The organism is Stenotrophomonas sp. 1278 (assembly GCF_029892765.1).
GTDB classification, from domain to species: domain Bacteria; phylum Pseudomonadota; class Gammaproteobacteria; order Xanthomonadales; family Xanthomonadaceae; genus Stenotrophomonas; species Stenotrophomonas indicatrix.
This window is the reverse complement of the sequence record NZ_JARXWD010000007.1, coordinates 46,706-66,185: the sequence shown is the minus strand read 5'-3', so window position 1 is coordinate 66,185 and position 19,480 is coordinate 46,706. Positions and strand designations below refer to the sequence as shown.

The following is a 19,480-nucleotide window of genomic DNA, read 5'->3' as shown; positions in this document are numbered from 1 at the left end:
GGCGCTGCCAGCACTGGGCTGGCACAGCTTCGGCAAGGAAGCTCCAACAGAGTGGAAGGACTACAGGAAATGAACGTTCTGGTTACCGGCGGCGCTGGATTCATCGGCTCCCACACGTGCGTGGAACTGCAGCAGCAGGGCCATGCGGTGGTCGTCGTCGATTCACTGTGCAACAGCGACGCCGGGGTGATCGGCCGGATCGGCGACATCACCGGCATCGCGCCGCTGTTCGTACAGGCCGACGTGCGTGACCGTGCGCGGATCACCGCGGTGCTGCGCGAGCATTCGATCGATGCGGTACTGCATTTTGCCGCGCTGAAATCGGTTGGCGAATCGCGGCAGATGCCGTTGGACTACTTCGACAACAACATCAGCGGCACCCTCGCCCTGCTCGGCGCCATGCGCGATGCCGGCGTGGGCACGTTCGTGTTCAGCTCGTCGGCAACCGTGTACGGCGACCAGGACCATTGCCCGGTGGCCGAAACGGCCTCGACCTGCGCGATGACGCCCTATGGCCGTTCGAAGCTGGTGGTGGAGCAGCTGCTGTCCGACCTGGTCGGCGCCGATACGTCGCTGCATGTGGCAACGCTGCGCTACTTCAACCCGGTGGGGGCGCATTCAAGCGCGCTGATCGGCGAGCTGCCGCACGGAACGCCCAGCAACCTGATGCCCTACATCGCCCAGGTGGCCGCCGGCCTGCTGCCCGAAGTGCAGGTATTCGGCGATGACTATCCGACCTGTGACGGCACCGGCGTACGCGACTACATCCATGTGCAGGACGTGGCGCGGGCCCATGTGCTGGCGCTGCAGTACCTGCGCGACAAGCGCCGCAGCATCACACTGAACCTGGGCACCGGCCAGGGCCACAGCGTGCTGGAACTGATCAAGGCCTTCGAGCAGACCGTCGGCCGGCCGATTCCGTTCCGGATCACCGGTCGCCGTACCGGCGACATCGCGGTGAGTTTTGCCGACCCGTCCCTGGCCCTGCGCGAGCTGGGCTGGACCGCGCGCCATGGCCTGGAGGACATGTGCCGCGACACCTGGAAATGGCAGACGGAGATGCCGCGCAGCGTCTGATGCCTTGCTTGCGGCAGACAGCAACATGGCCGCACAAGCGGCCATGTTGTCGGTTCGATCCAGCGACAGGGTTCAGGCCGCAGCCGCTGTCCTGACCGCCGCCGAAAGCCGGTCCAGGGTGTCCTGCATCAGCGTCGCGTCATCGGCCTCGACCGTGACCCGCACCACCGGTTCGGTGCCGGAAGGACGCAGGAAGGCACGCCCGCGACCGGATACCGCCTGCTGCGCTTCGAGCAGCGCAGCCTGCACGCTCTCGGCCTGCACGGTGGCCTTGGCCGAGACATCGCCAAGGCGCACGTTGACCGTCTTCTGCGGCACCTTGGACAACGGCTGCAGCGCTTCGCGCAGGTTCTTTCCCTGCTGCTTCAGCGCCACCAGCACCTGCAGGGCACTGACGATGCCGTCGCCGGTGGTGGCCCGGTCCAGGCACAGCAGATGGCCGGACGCTTCGCCGCCGAGCACGCCGCCTCCCTCCACCAGTGCCTGATGCACGTAGCGGTCGCCGACGTTGCTGCGCTGGAACGGAATCTGCAGCTCGGCCAGGGCCTTTTCCAGACCGAAGTTGCTCATCAGGGTACCGACCACCGGACCGCGCAGGCGCCCTTCGGCCTGCCATGCGCGCGCCAGGATGTACACCAGGTCATCGCCGTCGACCGGGTTGCCGCGGTCATCGGCCATCAATACCCGGTCACCATCGCCGTCGAAGGCGATGCCCAGGTCGGCGCGGGTCTCACGCACCTTGGCAGCGAGGTTGTCGATGTGGGTCGACCCGACGCCGTCGTTGATGTTGACGCCATTGGGTTCGGCACCGATGCCGATGACCTCCGCGCCCAGTTCGCGGAACAGCAGCGGCGCGATCTGGTAGGTGGCGCCATGCGCGCAGTCGAGCACCAGGCGCACACCGCGCAGATCGAACGCGCGCGGCACGCTGGACTTGCAGAACTCGATGTAACGGCCGACGGCCTCGCGTGCACGCGAGGCCTTGCCGAGCTTTTCCGAAACGGCCGTGGTGAACGGCACGTCCAATGCGGCTTCCAGCGCCAGCTCGGTGGCATCGTCGAGCTTCTCGCCCTGGGCGGAGAAGAACTTGATGCCGTTGTCGTAATGCGGGTTGTGCGACGCACTGATGACGATGCCCGCGTCCACGCCCAAGGTACGGGTCAGGAAAGCAACGGCCGGGGTCGGCATCGGGCCGAGCAGCTGCACGTCAGCGCCCGCAGCGACCAGCCCGGCTTCCAGCGCGGCTTCGAACATGTAGCCGGAGATCCGCGTGTCCTTGCCGATCACTACGATCGGACGGCGCCCCTCCTGGCCGCGCTGGGCGACCAGCACGCGGCCAAGGGCGTTGCCCAGGCGCAGCACGAAATCAGCCGAGATCGCCCCTTGGCCGACTCGACCGCGGATGCCGTCGGTACCGAAGTACTTGCGGCCCCCCATCAAGCTTCCTCCGGTGCCGGCTCGCGACGCAGCATCGCCAGCAGGTCGGCCAGGCGGTCGCGCAGTTCACGACGGTCACAGATCTGGTCGATGGCGCCGTGCTCGAGCAGGAACTCCGAACGCTGGAACCCTTCCGGCAGCTTCTCGCGCACGGTCTGCTCGATCACGCGCGGGCCGGCGAAGCCGATCAGTGCACGCGGTTCGGCGATGTTGATGTCGCCCAGCATGGCGAACGATGCCGACACACCGCCGGTGGTCGGGTGGGTCAGCACCGAAATGTACGGCTGTCCGGCTTCACGCAGTTTGCCCAGCGCGGCCGAGGTCTTGGCCATCTGCATCAGCGAGAACAGGCCCTCCTGCATGCGCGCGCCGCCACTGGCGGAGAAGCACACGTACGGTGCGCCGATCTCGGCGGCGGTCTCGGCGGCAAGGGCGAAGCGCTCGCCGACCACCGAGCCCATCGAGCCCCCCATGAAGGCGAAATCGAAGGACGAGGCCACCAGGGGACGGCCCTTGAGCAGGCCGCGCATGGCGATCAGCGCGTCGTACTCACCGGTGTTCTTCTGCGCGATCTTGATGCGCTCGCTGTACTTCTTCTGGTCCTTGAACTTCAGCAGGTCGGTCGGCCCCAGGCGGGCAGCGATCTCGGTGGTGCTGTCGGCGTCGAACAGCGCAGCCAGACGGGCGCGCGCGCGGATGGCCATATGGTGGCCGCACTTCGGGCAGACCTCCAGATTCTCTTCCAGCTCCGGACGGTACAACGCACTGCCGCAGTTGCTGCACTTTTCCCACAGGCCCTCGGGGACGCTGCGCTTCTTGCTGGGGGTGTTGTCGGTGCGGATGCCAGACGGCATCAACTTGCTGAGCCAACTCATGCGGGAGGACACTTCCGTTCAGGGCGGCCCGGGGGCCGCAAAGGCGGACAGTCTAGCTCCGCTTTCCCTGCCCGTGCACCCCCTGCCCGGCCTTGGGCCCGCTGGAAAAAACCATGCTGGGACGTACGTTTAGGTGCTGGGTAGCGCCGGGCCATGCCCGGCGGATATTCTTGCGCGCCCCACCGCCGGGCATGGCCCGGCGCTACCATTACTGATCCAGCGCCTGCCGCAGCGGAGCCAGGAACGCTGCGGCGCGCTGCGCCGCATCCTCGGTGGAGGTCGCTTCGGCCAGCACCGCCACCAGTGCGCTGCCGACCACCACGCCGTCGGCCTGGCGCGCCATGGCCGCCGCACTGGCTGCGTCCTTGATGCCGAAGCCGGCCACCACCGGCACGCTGGCCCTGGCCCGCAGCGCCTGCAGGCGTGCGCTGGCCGCGTCGCTGTCCAGTCGTTCCGAGGCGCCGGTGACCCCGGCAAAGCTGACGTAGTACAGATAGCCACGGGCCAGCGCCAGCAGCTTGTCGGCGCGTGCCTCGCTGGTGGTCGGCGATGCCAGCAGAACCAGCGCAAGGCCTGCAGCGTCGAAGGCCTGCTGGGCTTCGCCGGCCTCTTCCGGCGGCAGGTCGACCAGCAGCACGCCGTCCACGCCAGCCGCCACCGCCGCTTCGGCGAACGCCACGTAACCGTGGATCTCCACCGGGTTGAGATAGCCCATCAGCACCACCGGCGTCTGCGTGTCCTGTTGCCGGAACTGCGCCACCGCCTGCAGCACGTAACGGTTGCCGGCACCGCGGGCCAGCGCGCGCTCGGAACTGCGCTGGATGGTCGGGCCGTCGGCCATCGGATCGGAGAACGGCACGCCCAGTTCGATCACATCGGCACCGGCCTGGACCAGCGCGTGCATGACCGGCACCGTGGCTTCCAGCGAGGGATCACCGGCGGTGATGAAGGGGATCAGGGCCTTGCGCTGCTGCTGGCGCAGGCGCTGGAAACAGTCATCGAGTCGGGAAACAGGCATCTCAGGCACATCCTTCAATCAGTTCAATCGCTTCGCTGGTCCCCCAGTACATCAGGATGACCTTCCCTTCAAACACTTCCAGGCGGATGCCCAGGTCGGAACCCGGATCCTGCCAGGTCAGGTACTCGCCCTGATCGCCGTCGTAGGCATGCGGGCTGGAGACCGGCGCGCCGGGGAACTGCGCCACCGCCTGCGCCCGCGTCATGCCGATGCGCAGTCCGAACGGACCCGGCTGGTCGACCGGCGCCTTGGCGTCCTCGCCCGGACCAAGATCGAAACGGACCACGCGGTCTTCGTCGGTCATCATCGACACGCCGGGCGGCAGCCCCTTGCCGTCGTAGTACTCGCAACTGCCGCCGATGGCTTCGACCGCGCCCATTGCCTTCCACGGCCCGAAGGCCTTCAGGTCGCTCATGTGCTGACCAATCAGCACCTCGCCGGCATGATCCAGCGCCACCGACGCCACGGCGGGCGCGTCATCGCTGGAGACCACAGCCGAGGCCGGTGGATCATCGATGGGCGTGCTCGCAATCGGGTCGACGTCATCGTTGGCCGCCATCGGCTGCGCCGGTTGCGCAGCAGCCTTGGCCGCCGGCGCCAGCACCGGCGGCTCCGGCGGTTGGCACGCGGCCAGGCCCAGCACCAGCAGCACGCCCGTGCTGCGCATCAGTGCGCTCACAGCACCAGCCCTTCGCGCGCCGCGATGGTATGCACGTCCTTGTCGCCACGTCCTGACAGGTTGCACAGCACGATCTGGTCGCGCGGACGCCCGCGCGCGAGCTTCATCGCCTGCGCAAGCGCATGGCTGGACTCCAGCGCCGGCAGGATGCCTTCGGTGTGGGCCAGCAGATGGAAGGCCTGCAGCGCCTCTTCGTCGGTGATGCCGACGTAGCGCGCACGGCCGCTGTCGGCCAGGAACGCATGCTCGGGGCCTACACCCGGGTAATCCAGGCCGGCCGACACCGAATGGGTCTCGATGATCTGGCCATCGTCGTCGCACAGCACATAGGTGCGGTTGCCGTGCAGCACGCCCGGGCGGCCGGCGGCGATGGAAGCTGCGTGGCGGCCGGTGTGGATGCCATCACCGGCCGCTTCAGCGCCGACGATCTCGACCTGGCGGTCGTTGAGGAAGGCATGGAACAGGCCGATCGCATTGCTGCCGCCGCCGACGCAGGCGGTGATCGCATCAGGCAGGCGACCGTACTCGGCCAGCATCTGCTCGCGTGCCTCGCGGCCGACGATGGCGTTGAAGTCGCGCACCATGCGCGGGTACGGGTCTGGACCCGCTACCGTGCCGATGATGTAGAAGGTGTCCTGCACGTTGGTGACCCAGTCGCGCATCGCTTCGTTGAGGGCGTCCTTCAGGGTGGCCGAGCCGGAGGTCACCGGCACCACCGTCGCCCCGAGCAGTTTCATGCGGTAGACGTTGATCTTCTGCCGCTCGATGTCGGTGGCGCCCATGTACACCACGCACTCCAGGCCCAGCCGCGCCGCGACGGTGGCACTGGCCACGCCATGCTGGCCGGCGCCGGTCTCGGCGATGATGCGCTTCTTGCCCATCCGCGCCGCCAGCAGCGCCTGGCCGATGGTGTTGTTGATCTTGTGCGCGCCGGTGTGGTTCAGGTCCTCGCGCTTGAGCAGGATCTGGGCGCCACCGACGTGGTCACTCAATCGTTCAGCATGGTAGATCGGGCTCGGCCGGCCAACGTAATGGGCCAGGTCGCGGTCATAGGCCAGCTGGAACGCCGGATCCTGGCGGGCCTGGTCATAGGCCTGGGCCAGTTCCTGCAGCGGGCCGACCAGGGTTTCGGCGACGAAGCTGCCACCGTAACGGCCGAAGTGGCCCTGGGCGTCAGGGAAGGCATGGAAATCGGCGATGGGAGAGTCAGGCATGGAGACGACCGGTCGTTCAGACAGGTGGATACTCTAGCGCACGGATTGTGTCCGGAAAATGGATATTATCTGGCCTATCCCGTCAGGAAATCTCACATGAGCACGTCACCACTGCCGCCCTTGAATGCCCTGCGGGCGTTCGAGGCCACCGCACGTCTGGGCGGCGTTGGCCGCGCGGCCCAGGCGCTGCATGTGACCCATGGCGCGATCAGCCGGCAACTGAAGCTGCTGGAAGACCATCTGGGCCTGGCCCTGTTCCAGCGCGCCGGCCGCGGACTGCGCCTGACCGCCGCCGGCACCCGCCTTCAACAGGCCTGCAGCGAGGCGTTCGGCGGCATTGAAGACTGCGTGCGCGAACTGCGGCGGCCAAGCGCGGAGCCGGCCCTGGTGCTGGGCTGCAGCGGCAGCGTGCTGGCGCGCTGGATGATTCCGCGGCTGCCGGCACTGCAGGCTGCCCTGCCCGGCGTGCGCCTGCAGTGGTCGGCCCTGGATGGCAGTTTCACCGAGGCGCAGGCCACGCTGGATGCGGTGCTGCTGCTGGCACAGGGACCATGGCCGCGCGGCTGGCAGGTGCGCGAGCTGGCACCGGAACGGGTGGGTGTGGTGGTGGCGCCCTCGCACCCGGCGGCGCAGCGGTTGCGCCATGTCCCCCCGTCGGCCTTGCTGCGGGAAACGCTGCTGCACACCAGTTCGCGCCCGCAGGCGTGGCCTGCATGGGCGCAGTCGCACGGGCTGGACCCGGCCCAGCTGCAGCTCGGCACCGGCTTCGAACACCTGTACTACCTGCTGGAAGCAGCGGTAGCGGGGCTGGGCCCGGCGATCGCGCCGGAGCCACTGGTGGCCGAGGATCTGGCAGCCGGGCGGCTGGTGGCACCGTGGGGATTTGCCGCGACCGGCGGGTTCTGGGTGCTGGCGCGGCCGGACGGCCCTGTCGATGCGCGCGTGGACGCGTTGGCCGATTGGGCGGTAGGGCAGTTGCGTTGAACCGGGTTCTGCCGGCCTGCCGCTGCGGGGAATGGCCGCAGATGTGGCTACTGTAGATCCGGACCCGTGCCCGGTTGCGTTGAGCTGCAGAACACGCCTTGCTTCGCCCGGAAGCCGAGCGTGGGCTCGGCTCTACACAAGGCCAACCGGCAGCGATCGAGCAAGCTCGACGCTGCGAAGCACGATTACGACGCCGTCGGCGCCGCCAGGCGCTGCTGCAGGTCCTCGCGCAGGCGCGACAGCTCGACTTCGGCCTGCTGCCGCTGCTGCATGCCCTCGCGATGGATGCTGCGCACTTCCTCGACGGTAGCGATCAGCTGATCGTGGACGTGGCGCAGCGTGGCCACGTCGATCACGCCGCGCTGGTTGCTGCGTGCGGTGTCCACCGACGCCTGGCGCATCAGGTCGGCATTGCGTCGCATCAGCTCATTGGTCGCATCGTCGATGGCATTGGCCAGTTCGGCAGCGTTCTTCTGTTCGCCCAGCGACAACTGGATCGCGAACTGACGCTTCCACGAGGGGATGGTGATGTCGCGGACGGTGTTGAACTTCTCGATCAGCTGCAGCGCATTGGCCTGGATCAGGCGGATCATCGGCAGCGACTGGTCAGCCGCGTGCTGCATCAGCTGCAGGTCGGAGACGCGCTTCTCGATCAGGCGGATCGCATTGTCGATCTCGCTCTGGCGGATGCGCTGCTGCGGGTCATCGCTGCCCTGCCCCAGCAACTGCTCGGACTGCAGCTGGGCCAGGCGCTGCTTGCCGGCGGCGGCATACAGGCCCAGCGCATGACGCTCCTCGCGGACGATGTCATGCATGCGGTCGAAATCGCTTACCCGCTTGCCCATCAGCGCCTGTTGCGCACCCACGTCGCCGAGCAGCTGTTCGATCTGCGAATTGGTATCGCTGAACTTCTGCACCAGCTCGCCCTTGGAAGAACGCAGGCGATCGATGAGGCCACCGATCAACGGCACCTTCGAGCGCTGGGAAAAACCATCCAGCTTGAGCTCGCGCGCGATGCGCACCACTTCGCCGAGCTTCTCGCCATTGGCGTCGAGGTCACGGTTGCGCACCTGGTCCAGCAGCTGGCTGGAGAAGGCCGTTGTGCGTGCGGCGGCTTCACGGCCGAACACCTGCAGGTTGCCCGGACGCAGGTCTTCCAGCTCGCGGCCGATTTCGGCGATGCGCGGCAGGTCGTCGCGGACCAGGCCGAGGGCCTTCAACGTGCTGTCATCAAGTTCAGGGGCGGGCGTGGTGGCGGGCACGAGCGTGCCGGAGTTCTGGCTGTCCTGGGTCATCGGGCAGTGTCCTTGCGGTGGATAAGCGGCAGCGGCGGCCGGCTCAGGGCAGTCTAGCCTGAGCAGCGGCTACTTCGTCGTCGATCTGGGCCTGCAGCGTGGCTGCCTGCTCGGCCTGTGCAGCCTGCGCCAGTGCCTGGCGCGCCAATGCGGCCTGGCGCCAGGCCGGCAGCAGGACATCGTGGATGCGGACGAAGCGCTGCAGCAGGGCTTCGTCCTGCTCCTGCAGCAGCCGCCACTGCCCGCTTTCGATGCGTCGCAGCGTGGCAAGCCGCTGCAGATGGTCCACGCGTGGGGCCAGCGCGACCTGCGCAGCTCCCTGTAGTGTCGCCAGCTGCGCGGCGCCGAACGTGGCCCAGGCCTCCAACGCGGCGGCAGCGGCATCGTTGTCGATGATGGCCCGGGCACGCTGCTGCACACGCTGCGCGAGACCCTGCGCCTGCTCGCGCGCCTGCAGCGCCAGCACGCCCAGCTGCGCCTGCAGCCCCTGCGCCTGTGCCTGGCGTTCAACGTCACGGCCGAGCAGGCGCCCCCACCAGCTCTCCTGCCGGCGCAGGCGCGCCGGATCGCTGGCCTGCAACGCCAATGCGATCCGCGCCAGCGCAGCCACCAGTCCCTCGCCTTCCGCGCCGGCCTGCAACGGTGCAGGCTCGGCCAATACCTGCAGCAAGTGGCTGCCATACGCTGCCAGCGTGGCCACATCGGCGCGCGCCGGAAGCGTGGGTTGGGGTAGGGAGCGCACGCAGGTCACGGCAGTGGCGGCGGCCGTGGGCCGTCATCAGCCACCGTTTCCGGCGGCAATGATTCACCGTAGAAGTGGCGCATCAGCGCTTCGTCCAGCGCACGTTCTTCCGGAGTCGCTGCACGACGCACCCGCGGGCGACGACGCGTGTCGGTCGTGGCCACATCGGCCGTTACCTGCTGCCGGGCCCACCCGGCAAACGCCGCCAACGTCTGCGACAACTGCACCTGCTGTTCCTGCGAGGCGACCAGCAGCTGCAGCAGCGGTGCCAGACCAGCCTGCAGGTCTTCGGCCAATGGCGTGGCTGCGGCCTGCGGTACGGCGGCAGCCGGCGCGCTGGCCGGACGTGCATCGGCCAGGCGCTGCAGCGCTGCCAGCAGGGCGGGCCATGGCGCAGGCTCCGGTACGACGGCCACCTCTGCCGGCGGCGGCGGCGGTGGCAGCTGCAACGCACTGGCGATGTCGGCCAACTGCGCGACCACGCGGCCACCGACATCACTGTCACCGGCACCCATTGCCTTGTTGCGCAGGAAATCACGCTTGATCTGCGCCCAGCGTTGCGCGCGTTCTTCATCGAGCACGCCACGCAGCTCGGCCAGCTTCAGCAGATTCTCTTCGGCACCGGTGGTCAGCAGCTGCGCTTCGCCCAGGTAGTGGTCGGAGATCAGCTGCTGCAGCTCGTCGTCATTCATCACCGGCGAAATCTTCTCCGCCAGCTTGTTCATGTTGCGGTAGCTGCCCTGCAGGCGGAAGGGCGGCTCGGTGCGATAGCGGTCATCCTGGGCAGCGCTGGCGATGTACTGCTGGTTGACCTTGTAGACCACATCGCGGACCTGCAGCATGCGCTGCAGGGTGGCGGTGATCTCGTTGATCTCGGCGCCGCTGTAGGCGTGGCTCAAGCCGTTGGTGGACACATCCTTGCCCATCGCGCGGTCGACCAGCAGGTACAGGTCGGCCATCTCGCGCGTGGCCAGCGGCGCCAATACCGGGTTGGAGGTCAGGCTGTTCTCGATGTAGCTGAGCGTGAAGGCTGCTTCCATGCCACCGAGCACATCGCCCAGGTTGTAGATGTCGGCACGGTTGGCCAGCATGTCCGGAATCTTGAACACTTCGCCGGATTCGGTGTACGGGTTGCCGGCCATGACCACGCAGAACTTCTTGCCACGCATGTCGTAGGTGCGCGTACGGCCGCGCCATACGCCTTCGATGCGGCGCGTGCCATCGCACAGCGAGATGAACTTCTGCAGGAACTCGGGGTGCGTGTGCTGGATGTCATCGACATACAGCATGGTGTTGTTGCCCATCTCCAGCGCCAGGTTGAGCTTTTCCAGCTCCTGCCGCGAGGTGGCGTCCGGTGCCTGCTGCGGATCCAGCGACCGCACTTCGTGGCCCAGCGCCGGGCCGTTGATCTTCATGAAGACCAGGCCGAGGCGATGTGCCACGTACTCCATCAACGTGGTTTTGCCGTAGCCGGGCGGCGAGATCATCATCAGCAGGCCCATCAGGTCGCTGCGCTTGTTCTCGCCAACGGTACCCATCTGCTTGGCCAGGTTGTCGCCGATCACGCCGAGATATACGTCGTTGATCAGCTTGTTGCGCACGAAGGACGACAACGGCCGGGCCTTGAACTCCGACAGCCGCAGGGTTTCGCGTTCGCGACCGATGATGCCCTGGCGCACCGCCTGATAGGCATGGAAGGCCGGTACGAACGCCTGCAGGTGATGCTGCAGGCGTGCCAGGAAATCGTCCAGCGACACGGTCAGGCTGCCGTTGTGGATGCGGGCGTGTTCACCCAGCAGGCCGCTGACCTCCGCCTGCAGCGGTGCATCGCTGGCACGGGTGCGCAGCTGTCGCTGCACCAGCAGCAATGCCGCTGCTTCTTCGACATAGCCGGCATGCGCCGACTGTGCCGGCAGCCCGGCGAGCGCCCGCAGCCATTGCCCGGCCAATGCCCAGCGCATGGCCAGCGGATCCTGCGAGCGCTGCAGCGCACGTTCAAGCGCATCACGCTGGCCCGCCTGCTCCAGTTGCTGCGACAGCGCGTCCAGCAATGCCTGCGCGTGCCGGCTGGTGCTGAACACCGGCTCGCCGGCCACCAGTTCTTCGCCCAGGTATGCCGCTGCTGCATCGGCGGCGGCGGCATCGAACGGCAGTGCATGCGCGAGTGCATGGTCATGCAGCGCCTTGGCCATTTCCGCACGCAGGGCCTGGCGCCCCTCATCGGAACCGAACAGGCGCGCGATGGCCTCCGCACCGGCCTGCCGGCCGGGCCACTGCGCCACGGCTTCATCGCGTTGCCGCGCGGCCCAGAACAGCAGTGCCAACGCACGCACATGGGGCGAATGCCGCAGCGGTCCGGCGGCCTGCTGCAGCGGCAACAGCGCGCGCAGGATCAGGGCGGCGTCATGGTCATGGATACCGCGCTCGTAGCCCTCGCGGTAACGGGGCGCGGCAAAGGCGCGGACCCGCTGGCCCAGCGCTTCCGGTTCGGCTGCATCGTGCTGCAGCTGGGCCAGGTCCAGGCCATCGCGGCCCTCCTCCGCAGCCAGCAACAGGCACCCGGCCAGGTATTCGCCACGGTAGATCGCTGCCGATTCCGAATCCAGGGTCACCAGCCAGAACGGCTTGAGCGCATCAAGCTCGGGATCGTGCAGGGTCTCCAGGAAATCGGTGCCTGTGAGGTGGATGGCGAGGGTTTCACCCCGTGGCAGCAGGGTCAGGTCCAGCGCCTGGGTGTTCACGCTGAATCGATGGCGCGGACCAAGGCGGACCACGTTGCCGCCGGCCTCGTACAGGTCGCTGCGGTCGCGCAGCTGGCGCACGGCCTGGTCGCGCACGCCCTTCAGGCGCGCCTCGACATCGTCTGCCTTGACGTTGTCGCGCAGCGCACGCAGGCGCTCGGCCAGTTCACGCAGCTTGAGGATCAGCGGATCGCCGGCGAAGAAAGCGTTGAGCTCGTCGGCCGTGCCGAACCGCTCGGTACGCTTTCCGAGGCCATCAAGGATGCGGTTGGCGGCATCGAGCACCGAGCGCGCCTTGCGCTGGCGATCGTCCAGCAGGGCCTGCTTGTGCGTATCGAAGGCTTCGACCAGCTCTTCGCGCTTGCTCAGGATGTCGCCGAGGAACTGCTCGTGCTCGCCGAACTGGCTTTCCAGTTCTTCCAGCTGCACCAGCAGGCGCGACAACTGTTCGTCGGCCCGCTCAGGGTCGCTGGCCATCGCCAGCGCGCTGGTGATCGACTGCGAGAACAGGGCGAACTGGGCGGCGAACTGGGCCACGGCTTCGGCCGAACCCAGCGACTTGCGGCGCTGTTCGGCGCGTGCGCGTGCCTGGTTCAGGCGCCCGTACAGCAGCGAGATGGATTCGACGACGCGGGTGCGCGCGGTCGCATCGTCGACCTTCAGCCCGGCCATCAGCTCGGACAGCATGTCCAGATCGCCGGCCATGCCGCGCAGGCCGTCCAGCTGCTCATCCAGCTGGCGTGCACTGGCGGCCTGCTGTGCGGCTTCGTCCAGCGCCTGCATGCGGGCGGTCAAGGGGGCCAGTGCTGCATCGCCGGCAAGGAAGGCACCGGTGGCGGCGCCGACACGGTCGTGCGCCTGCACCAGCTCGGCGGCCATCGCCTCGATGCGCGCGGTATCGATGTAGCGCAGTTCGCGGATGGTCAGCAGTCGACCGCGCAGTGCGGTGATCGCGTTGAGCGCTTCGACGAAGGCCTGCACCTCGTTCCAGTTTTCCGGCTGCAGCCGGCCCAGCAGCGCCTTGTGCGTGGCCTCGGCCTCGGCCATTGCCTGGGCCGACTGCTGGCGGATCGACTGCACCTTTTCGTATTCGTCCAGCACCGATTCGCCGGTGGCACTGATCTGCCGCAGCAGGGCCTCGGCGCCATCGCAGGCCTCGTCACCCAGCCAATGATGCGCATCGAAAAGCCGCCGGGTGTCGGCTACCAGGCGCTGGTAGCGCTGCACCGATACATCCTGGCCGTCGATCTCGCGCGCCAGGTTGAACAGGTTGGAGATGCCGCGAACCAGCTCGGCGTTGCCGATGCGCCCCATGAAGGTATTGCCGGGCGGACGGCTGGCGGCGAACTCATCGCTGCTGAAAGGCGTCTGCCAGACCTGCATCGGATGGATGCGGGTCGGCTCGGTGCCTTCGGCATGGAACAGCACCATGCGCCCGTCCTGCATGAAGGCATAGCCGTGGCCGAACACGGGGTTCTGCAGCACGCGCTGGATGGTGTTGTAGACGAACAGCGCCGAACGCCCGCCTTCGCGCTCGTAGAAGATGTACAGCACGTCCTCGCCGTTGGGCGAACGGATGCTGCGCTTGAACTGCATGCCATCCATCGAGGCGTCGAACGCCTTGTGCTCGCCACCCTGCAGGTAATAGCCGCCGGGGAAGATGATGCCGTGGTCTTCGGGCAGCTGCACGCAGGCCTGGACGATGGCATCGTTGCGCACGATGTCGCCGGTAAGCGTGTTGTAGATCAGTCCGCGCCATTCGGTTTCGCGGTAGGGCAGCACTTTCAGCAGCACCAGCGAGCCGACCCGGGCGAACTCGAACTGGGCGTCGTCCAGCGACTGCGTGCTGTCCTCCACCGGTTCGCTGTAGATGCCCTGCCCGGTTTCGGTGTTGTTCTCCACCTTGATGGTGAGATCGCCACCGGTGGTTTCCACGAACAGGGTATCGAGGATGTTCAGATGCGAATGGCGGCCGTTGACGGCAAGGTCGCGCGTGGCGCGGGTCCATTCGAAATCGAAGGGTGGCGGCAAGGCGATGTCACGCTCGCCGCGCGCATCGAGATAGGTCAGTTCACCTTCGCGTGACAACGCCCAGCGGAACACGCGCACGTCGCTGCTGCGCTCGCCGATCTGGAACGAGGCAAGCAGCTTGTCGCCCACCACGATCAGCTGCAGCAGGCGCGCATGCTTGTAGTACGCGTACAGCTCGTTGAAGTCATGCACGAAGCCGGGCTGGTCCAGGAAACTGCCCTTCAGTTCAAGGGCAGCGACGTCGTAGCCATCAGCGCCCTGTACCAGCCGGTACAGACCGAACACATCTTCGATGCGGGTCTGGGTCTTGAGCCCGATGAACACGTTGTAGCCGAACAGCAGGCGATCCGGGCCGACCTGGACGATGTCGCGGCCGACACAGTTGTTCTCGCTGCGGATACGGAAACGGCCGACCACCTCCAGGCGGCTGTCGCCGAACTCGGCCAGGCGCTGGCGGTTCAGCTGCTCGGCAACGGCCTGCAGGCGCTGGCCCTGTTCGCCGAGACGGCGCCGCAGGACTTCATAGGCGCCGCCCTGGGCTACGGCCTGGTCGACGGTATCGCCGGCAGCCTCTGGTGCGACGGACTCGGTGGACGGTTTGGTTTCGGACATCAGCAGGTTTCCGGCTCACGGACGGCCGGCCGTCGATGCGGCCGGCACGGGTGGGCGATGGCGATGGCCATCGCCGGGTGGATCAGCGCGCGCTGTCGACCACAACGGTCGCCGCGACGGGCACGGTCTCTGCGTCCTCGGCGATCTGCCGCGGTGCATTGTCGGCCACGTTGACGCCCAGGTAGCGCTGCATCAGGTCCTGCACGATCGGACTCTTGCCGGCGAAGCCTTCGATCGACTTGCCCAGCGAAACCGCCTTGATCAGGTTCTCGAACATGCCGCCGTCGCCGCCAACCAGGTCGATGTCGGCGTTGCGCAGCGCGCTGGCGATGACGCCGGCGTTCTCGCGCGAGACTTCCTTGCCGGCTTCGATCGAGGCCAGCGCCTGCTTCAGGCTGTTGTCCAGCATCATGCGGAATTCTTCATGGCCGCGCGCCTGGTCGCTCAGCGAGGCGATGGCCTCGAACTTGCGGACCAGGCCCTCGGCCTCGGCCAACAGCTTCTTCTGCACCACGCCGGCTTCGGCGTTGCCCAGCGATTCGGTGGCGGTGGCGCGGGCCAGGCCCATCTTCTCCTCGCCCTGCGCCTGTGCCTGCAGCGTCTCGGCCAGCACGCGCGCCTCGTTGCTGCCCTGCTTCAGGTTCGCTTCGGCCTTGGCTTCGATCACGCGCGCCTCGGCGATGCCGACCTTCTCGATGGCCAGCGCCGACGCTTCGCGTACCTGCGCTTCGGCCAGGCCGGGTGCGGCCTGCTCGGCGCGGAAGGCGTCGGCCAGCAGGCGCTTGGCCTCGGCCTGCTTGCCGGCGGCTTCGTGCTCGGCCTGCGCCAGCGTGGTCAGCTCCACCGCGCGATGCTTGGAGGCGGTCTCGCGGGCCTGGGCTTCCTTCACTTCGCGCACCAGCGATTCCTGCGCCTTCGCCTCGGCTTCCAGGATCAACACCTGCTTCTGGCGGTCGGCCTCGGAGACTTCGCGCACTTCCTTGATGCGCTCTTCTTCCTGCGCCACGGTCTTGTCGATGGAGATGCGTTCGCGGGTGATGTTGGCCACGTCCATCTTGCCCTGCTCGACCACCTTGTCGCGCTCCACGCCCTGCAGCTGCACTTCGCGGTCGGTGGTGACCTGCTCCAGCTGGCGTGCGCGCTCGACGCGCTCGGCTTCGATGGCCACGGCGCGCTGGCGGTTCTGCTCGGCCACTTCAACTTCGCGCATGCGGTTCTGCTCGCGGATGTCGATCACCTGCTGCGCTTCGATGCGGGCATTCTCGGACAGCTGGCGCTGCTCTTCCTGCACCTTGGCGGTCTCGGCTTCCTCGCGCGCACGGATGGTCTCGATCTCGCGCTTCTGCCGTGCCTCGGCTTCGGCCTGCTGCCGTTCAAGGGCCAGCAGTGCTTCGCGGGCTTCGACGTTCTTCTTGGTGATGGCCAGCTTCTCGTTCTGCTCCAGCTCGTTGGTCACCACGTTCTGCGCAGCGGTCAGCTCGGTGATCTTGCGGATGCCCTGCGCATCGAGGATGTTGAACTGGTCCAGCAGCGACTTCGGGGTCTGCTCCAGGTAGTCGATGGCCACGTCTTCCAGCACATACCCATTGAGGTCGTTGCCGATCACCGCGATGATCTCGTCGCGGAATTCCTGGCGCTTCTCGAACAGCTCGGTGAAATCGAACTTCTTGCCGACCGTCTTCAGTGCTTCGGAGAACTTGGCGTTGAACAGCTCATCGACGGCATGCTTGTCCGACGCGCGGTCGGCGCCGATCGCCTTGGCCACGCGCAGTACGTCGGCCTGGGTCTCGTTGACGCGCAGGTAGAACGCCACGGCGATGTCGGCGCGCATGTTGTCGCGGCAGATCAGGCCTTCCTTGCCGCGACGGTCGATCTGCAGGGTGATCAGGCTGATCCGCATCAGCTCGGCGCGGTACAGCACGGGAATGATCAGCGCACCGGTGAAATGCACTTTCGGGGTGGAACTCATGTCGTTGACGATCAGGGCCACGCCCTGGTCGACCTTGCGGTAGAACGCCTTGAACAGACCCGCCACGCCGAGCAGGAGGGCGAGGACGCCGCCCACGATGATCAGGAAGGGGAGCACGGATGCCAACGTCATTGATGTTTCTCCTTGTTGCCCGGAAGCAGGTTGTCCTGGAAGTCGAGGGCGACCGCGTCGGCGCGGACCACCCGGTAATGGTGTTGTGCAGCCACGTGCTCGACCAGCACGATGCGCTCGCCGCGCTGCAGTTCGATGTCGCTGCGGATCTGCAGGACCAGGCCGGCACCGCCGTCATCGACGGTGGCATGGCCACTGCGTGCGTCGACCTTCGGCGAAGCGACCACGCCGACCCGGCCCAGCAGCGAGGCCTGCGGCACAGGGCGCAGGCGCAGCAGGAAGCGGCGGATGGGACGCAGCAGCAGCGCGGTGACCGGCACGGCCGGCAGGGGTGCAAGCACCGCCACGACGGTGCCCAATGACCAGCGCAGCAGGTCGGGCAACGGCAGCAGCAGGTACAGATGGATGAAGTAGGTGAGGGTCCAGGCGAACAGGCTCAGCAGCGTCACCACCACCATGAGCGGCACGCCGCCCAGGCCCCAGCGCGCCAGCAGCGCTGACAGGCCACTGAGATGGGCATCGCCTTCAAGGGCGCCATCGGCACCGGCCTCGCCGAAACCGTCATCGACCAGGCCAAAGGCGGCAATCCCCCAATACAGAACAGCCACCGCCAGCGCGACGCTGTACGGGAGGGTCGGATAACCGAGTACGACGGTTAGGAATTCCTGCATCGCTTGCCTTCCTGGGCGGGGGCGCCAGGCGCCCGTTCGGAGCACGCCACCAGCGGCTCCGTCGATCCTCGTGCCGGCCCTCATGGCCAGCACGCTTGGGATCATCCTATGTGAAGAGGGTGTGCAGGCTCAAATGTGAAGACCGGACACCTCGGAAGTGACCATGTCTCAATCCAGCACGGCGCAATCGGAGCGCCGGACTTCTTCGACGAACGTGCGCATCTTGTAGCCGTCCTTGATGCCCGGCTCCAGTTCGATGCCACTGGAGACATCCACGCCCCACGGCAGGGTCGCCAGCACGGCGTCATGCACGTTCTCCGGCGTCAGGCCTCCGGCCAGCAGGAACGGCCGGTGCAGGCCGGTGGGGATACGCGACCAGTCGAAGGCCACGCCGGTACCGCCGCCGCCGCCCGGCGCATGGCTGTCGAACAGGAAGCCGGCGGCGCTGGGGTAGCGCAGCTGCAGGGTGCGCGCATTGATCTCCTCGCGCCCGCCCATGGCGATCGCCTTCAGGTAAGGCATGTTGAAGCTGCGGCAGAAGCTCTCGTCTTCCTCGCCATGGAACTGCAGCAGGGTCGGCCGCACGGTACGCAGCACCTCGCGCACTTCTTCCCTGCTGTTGTTGCGGAACAGCGCCACCACGTCGACCATCGGTGCGATCGCCTGGCGCATCGCGCGCGCTTCGGCAGGCGCGACCCGGCGGCTGCTCTCGCGGGCGAAGATGAAGCCCACCGCATCCACGCCCAGCTCGCCGGCCAGGCGCACGTCGCCGGCACGGGTCATGCCACAGAACTTGATGCGGGTACGGTAGTAGGAGCGGCTCATAGCGTTACCTCGGCGGGCAGATGCCAGTTGTCGGGGTACAGCGGCCCCAGGAACACCAGTCCCTGCGGAGGAGCGGTGGGACCGGCCACGGTGCGGTCGCGCCCGGCCAGCAGTTCGGCGATCCACTCCACCGGCTGCTCGCCACTGCCGACCAGTATCAACGAACCGACGATATTGCGGACCATGTGATGAAGGAATGCATTGCCGCGCACCGCCACCTCGATGACGTCGTCGTGGCGGCTGACCTGCAGCGACTGCAGCTCTCGCCGGGCATGCAGGGCCTGGCACTGGACCGAGCGGAAGGCGCTGAAATCGTTCTCGCCCAGCAGGGCCTGCCCGGCCAGGTGCATGCGCTCGGCATCGAGCGGGCGCCGCTCCCAGCTCAGGGTCTGCCGGCCCAGCGCCGGGCGCACTTCGCGATTGAGCAGGCGGTAGCGATAACGTCGTGCGCGGGCGGAGAAACGGGCATGAAAATCGTCGGCCACCGGCACGCACCAGCGCACGGCGATCGAACGCGGCAGGCGGGTGGTGGTGCCGAGCATCCACGCGCGCGGATCACGCACCACGTCGGTGTCAAAGTGCACGACCTGGCACTGGCCGTGCACGCCGGCATCGGTGCGGCCGGCGCAGACCACCTGCAGCGGGGTATCGGCCACCGATGACAGGGCCTGTTCCAGGCTGGCCTGGACGCTGGGTCCGCCCTCGCCCAGGTTCTGCCATCCCCTGAAATCGCTGCCGTCGTACTCGACGCCGAGCGCGTAACGCATGTGCTACCTCGATATTGCGGGTGGGGCGGCGCTCAGGCCGGGTCGCGCTCGGACCAGACCGCCAGTTCGTTGCCACCGGGCTCGACGAACTGGAAACGGCTGCCGCCAGGGAAAGAGAACACGGTCCGCACGATCTGACCACCGGCCGCGCGCACCGCCGCTTCCATCGGCGCCAGCTGGTCGGCATACAGCACCAGCAGTGGCGCGCCTTCGCTGGCACGTTGCGGTTGGCCACGGAAGAAGCCTCCCTGCAGGCGGCCATCATCGAAAGCGGTGTAGTCGCTGCCGTAATCGACAAACGACCAGCCGAACACGACCTCGAAGAACGCGCGGCTCGCAGCCGGGTCGCTCGAGGCGAATTCAACGTAGTCGAGACGGCGTTCGCGGGTCATCGCAGGTCCTTGTCGAAGG

At 67.3% G+C, this 19,480-nt stretch carries 15 protein-coding genes; 2 read left to right on the top strand and 13 right to left on the bottom strand.

The annotated features are described in order from the left end of the window. Window positions 1-69: 69 nt before the first annotated feature. Window positions 70-1,077 (top strand): UDP-glucose 4-epimerase GalE, encoded by a 1,008-nt coding sequence (gene galE, locus M2299_RS08980; RefSeq protein ID WP_099843180.1) that lies wholly within the window; start codon window positions 70-72, stop codon window positions 1,075-1,077. Window positions 1,078-1,149: 72 nt separating this feature from the next. Here the strand turns inward: galE and glmM are convergent, their stop codons facing one another. The 5 genes from glmM to trpB form a co-directional block, all read right to left on the bottom strand. Beyond that, complete coding sequence (glmM, locus tag M2299_RS08975; RefSeq protein WP_025876178.1) at window positions 1,150-2,514, bottom strand: phosphoglucosamine mutase; 1,365 nt, start codon at window positions 2,512-2,514, stop codon at window positions 1,150-1,152. Then, entirely contained in the window at window positions 2,514-3,389 is an 876-nt protein-coding gene (gene accD / locus M2299_RS08970; protein ID WP_032975002.1) for an acetyl-CoA carboxylase, carboxyltransferase subunit beta, read from the bottom strand. The genes glmM and accD overlap by 1 nt, the downstream gene beginning before the upstream one ends. 208 nt (window positions 3,390-3,597) lie before the next feature. Next, window positions 3,598-4,407 (bottom strand): tryptophan synthase subunit alpha, encoded by an 810-nt coding sequence (trpA, locus tag M2299_RS08965; protein WP_140228026.1) that lies wholly within the window; start codon window positions 4,405-4,407, stop codon window positions 3,598-3,600. Between the two features lies 1 nt (window position 4,408). Beyond that, window positions 4,409-5,086, bottom strand: a complete 678-nt coding sequence (locus tag M2299_RS08960; protein ID WP_280884228.1) for a hypothetical protein — start codon at window positions 5,084-5,086, stop codon at window positions 4,409-4,411. Further along, complete coding sequence (gene trpB, locus M2299_RS08955) at window positions 5,083-6,300, bottom strand: tryptophan synthase subunit beta (protein WP_032975005.1); 1,218 nt, start codon at window positions 6,298-6,300, stop codon at window positions 5,083-5,085. The genes M2299_RS08960 and trpB overlap by 4 nt, the downstream gene beginning before the upstream one ends. A gap of 96 nt (window positions 6,301-6,396) precedes the next feature. On the opposite strand from trpB, the gene M2299_RS08950 reads away from it, so the two are divergent. Beyond that, window positions 6,397-7,284 (top strand): LysR family transcriptional regulator, encoded by an 888-nt coding sequence (locus M2299_RS08950; protein WP_280884227.1) that lies wholly within the window; start codon window positions 6,397-6,399, stop codon window positions 7,282-7,284. Window positions 7,285-7,469: 185 nt separating this feature from the next. Here the strand turns inward: M2299_RS08950 and M2299_RS08945 are convergent, their stop codons facing one another. The 8 genes from M2299_RS08945 to M2299_RS08910 all read right to left on the bottom strand — a co-directional run bounded on the left by M2299_RS08945 (window position 7,470) and on the right by M2299_RS08910 (window position 19,461). Then, entirely contained in the window at window positions 7,470-8,579 is a 1,110-nt protein-coding gene (locus M2299_RS08945; protein ID WP_032975007.1) for a toxic anion resistance protein, read from the bottom strand. 43 nt (window positions 8,580-8,622) lie between these two features. Next, on the bottom strand, window positions 8,623-9,321 hold the full coding sequence (locus M2299_RS08940; protein ID WP_280884226.1) for a hypothetical protein: 699 nt from the start codon (window positions 9,319-9,321) through the stop codon (window positions 8,623-8,625). A 5-nt stretch (window positions 9,322-9,326) separates the two neighbouring features. Beyond that, window positions 9,327-14,705, bottom strand: a complete 5,379-nt coding sequence (locus tag M2299_RS08935; protein ID WP_280884225.1) for a DNA repair ATPase — start codon at window positions 14,703-14,705, stop codon at window positions 9,327-9,329. Window positions 14,706-14,787: 82 nt separating this feature from the next. Further along, the gene (locus M2299_RS08930) at window positions 14,788-16,806 is read right to left on the bottom strand and encodes a hypothetical protein (RefSeq protein WP_025876158.1); all 2,019 of its coding nucleotides are present in this window, start codon (window positions 16,804-16,806) and stop codon (window positions 14,788-14,790) included. Then, on the bottom strand, window positions 16,803-17,477 hold the full coding sequence (locus M2299_RS08925; RefSeq protein WP_032975011.1) for a DUF1449 family protein: 675 nt from the start codon (window positions 17,475-17,477) through the stop codon (window positions 16,803-16,805). The genes M2299_RS08930 and M2299_RS08925 overlap by 4 nt, the downstream gene beginning before the upstream one ends. 168 nt (window positions 17,478-17,645) lie before the next feature. After that, window positions 17,646-18,302 (bottom strand): phosphoribosylanthranilate isomerase, encoded by a 657-nt coding sequence (locus tag M2299_RS08920; protein ID WP_025876155.1) that lies wholly within the window; start codon window positions 18,300-18,302, stop codon window positions 17,646-17,648. Beyond that, window positions 18,299-19,069, bottom strand: a complete 771-nt coding sequence (gene truA / locus M2299_RS08915; RefSeq protein ID WP_025876154.1) for a tRNA pseudouridine(38-40) synthase TruA — start codon at window positions 19,067-19,069, stop codon at window positions 18,299-18,301. The genes M2299_RS08920 and truA overlap by 4 nt, the downstream gene beginning before the upstream one ends. A gap of 32 nt (window positions 19,070-19,101) precedes the next feature. Continuing rightward, window positions 19,102-19,461 (bottom strand): VOC family protein, encoded by a 360-nt coding sequence (locus M2299_RS08910; RefSeq protein ID WP_025876153.1) that lies wholly within the window; start codon window positions 19,459-19,461, stop codon window positions 19,102-19,104. Window positions 19,462-19,480: the final 19 nt, after the last annotated feature.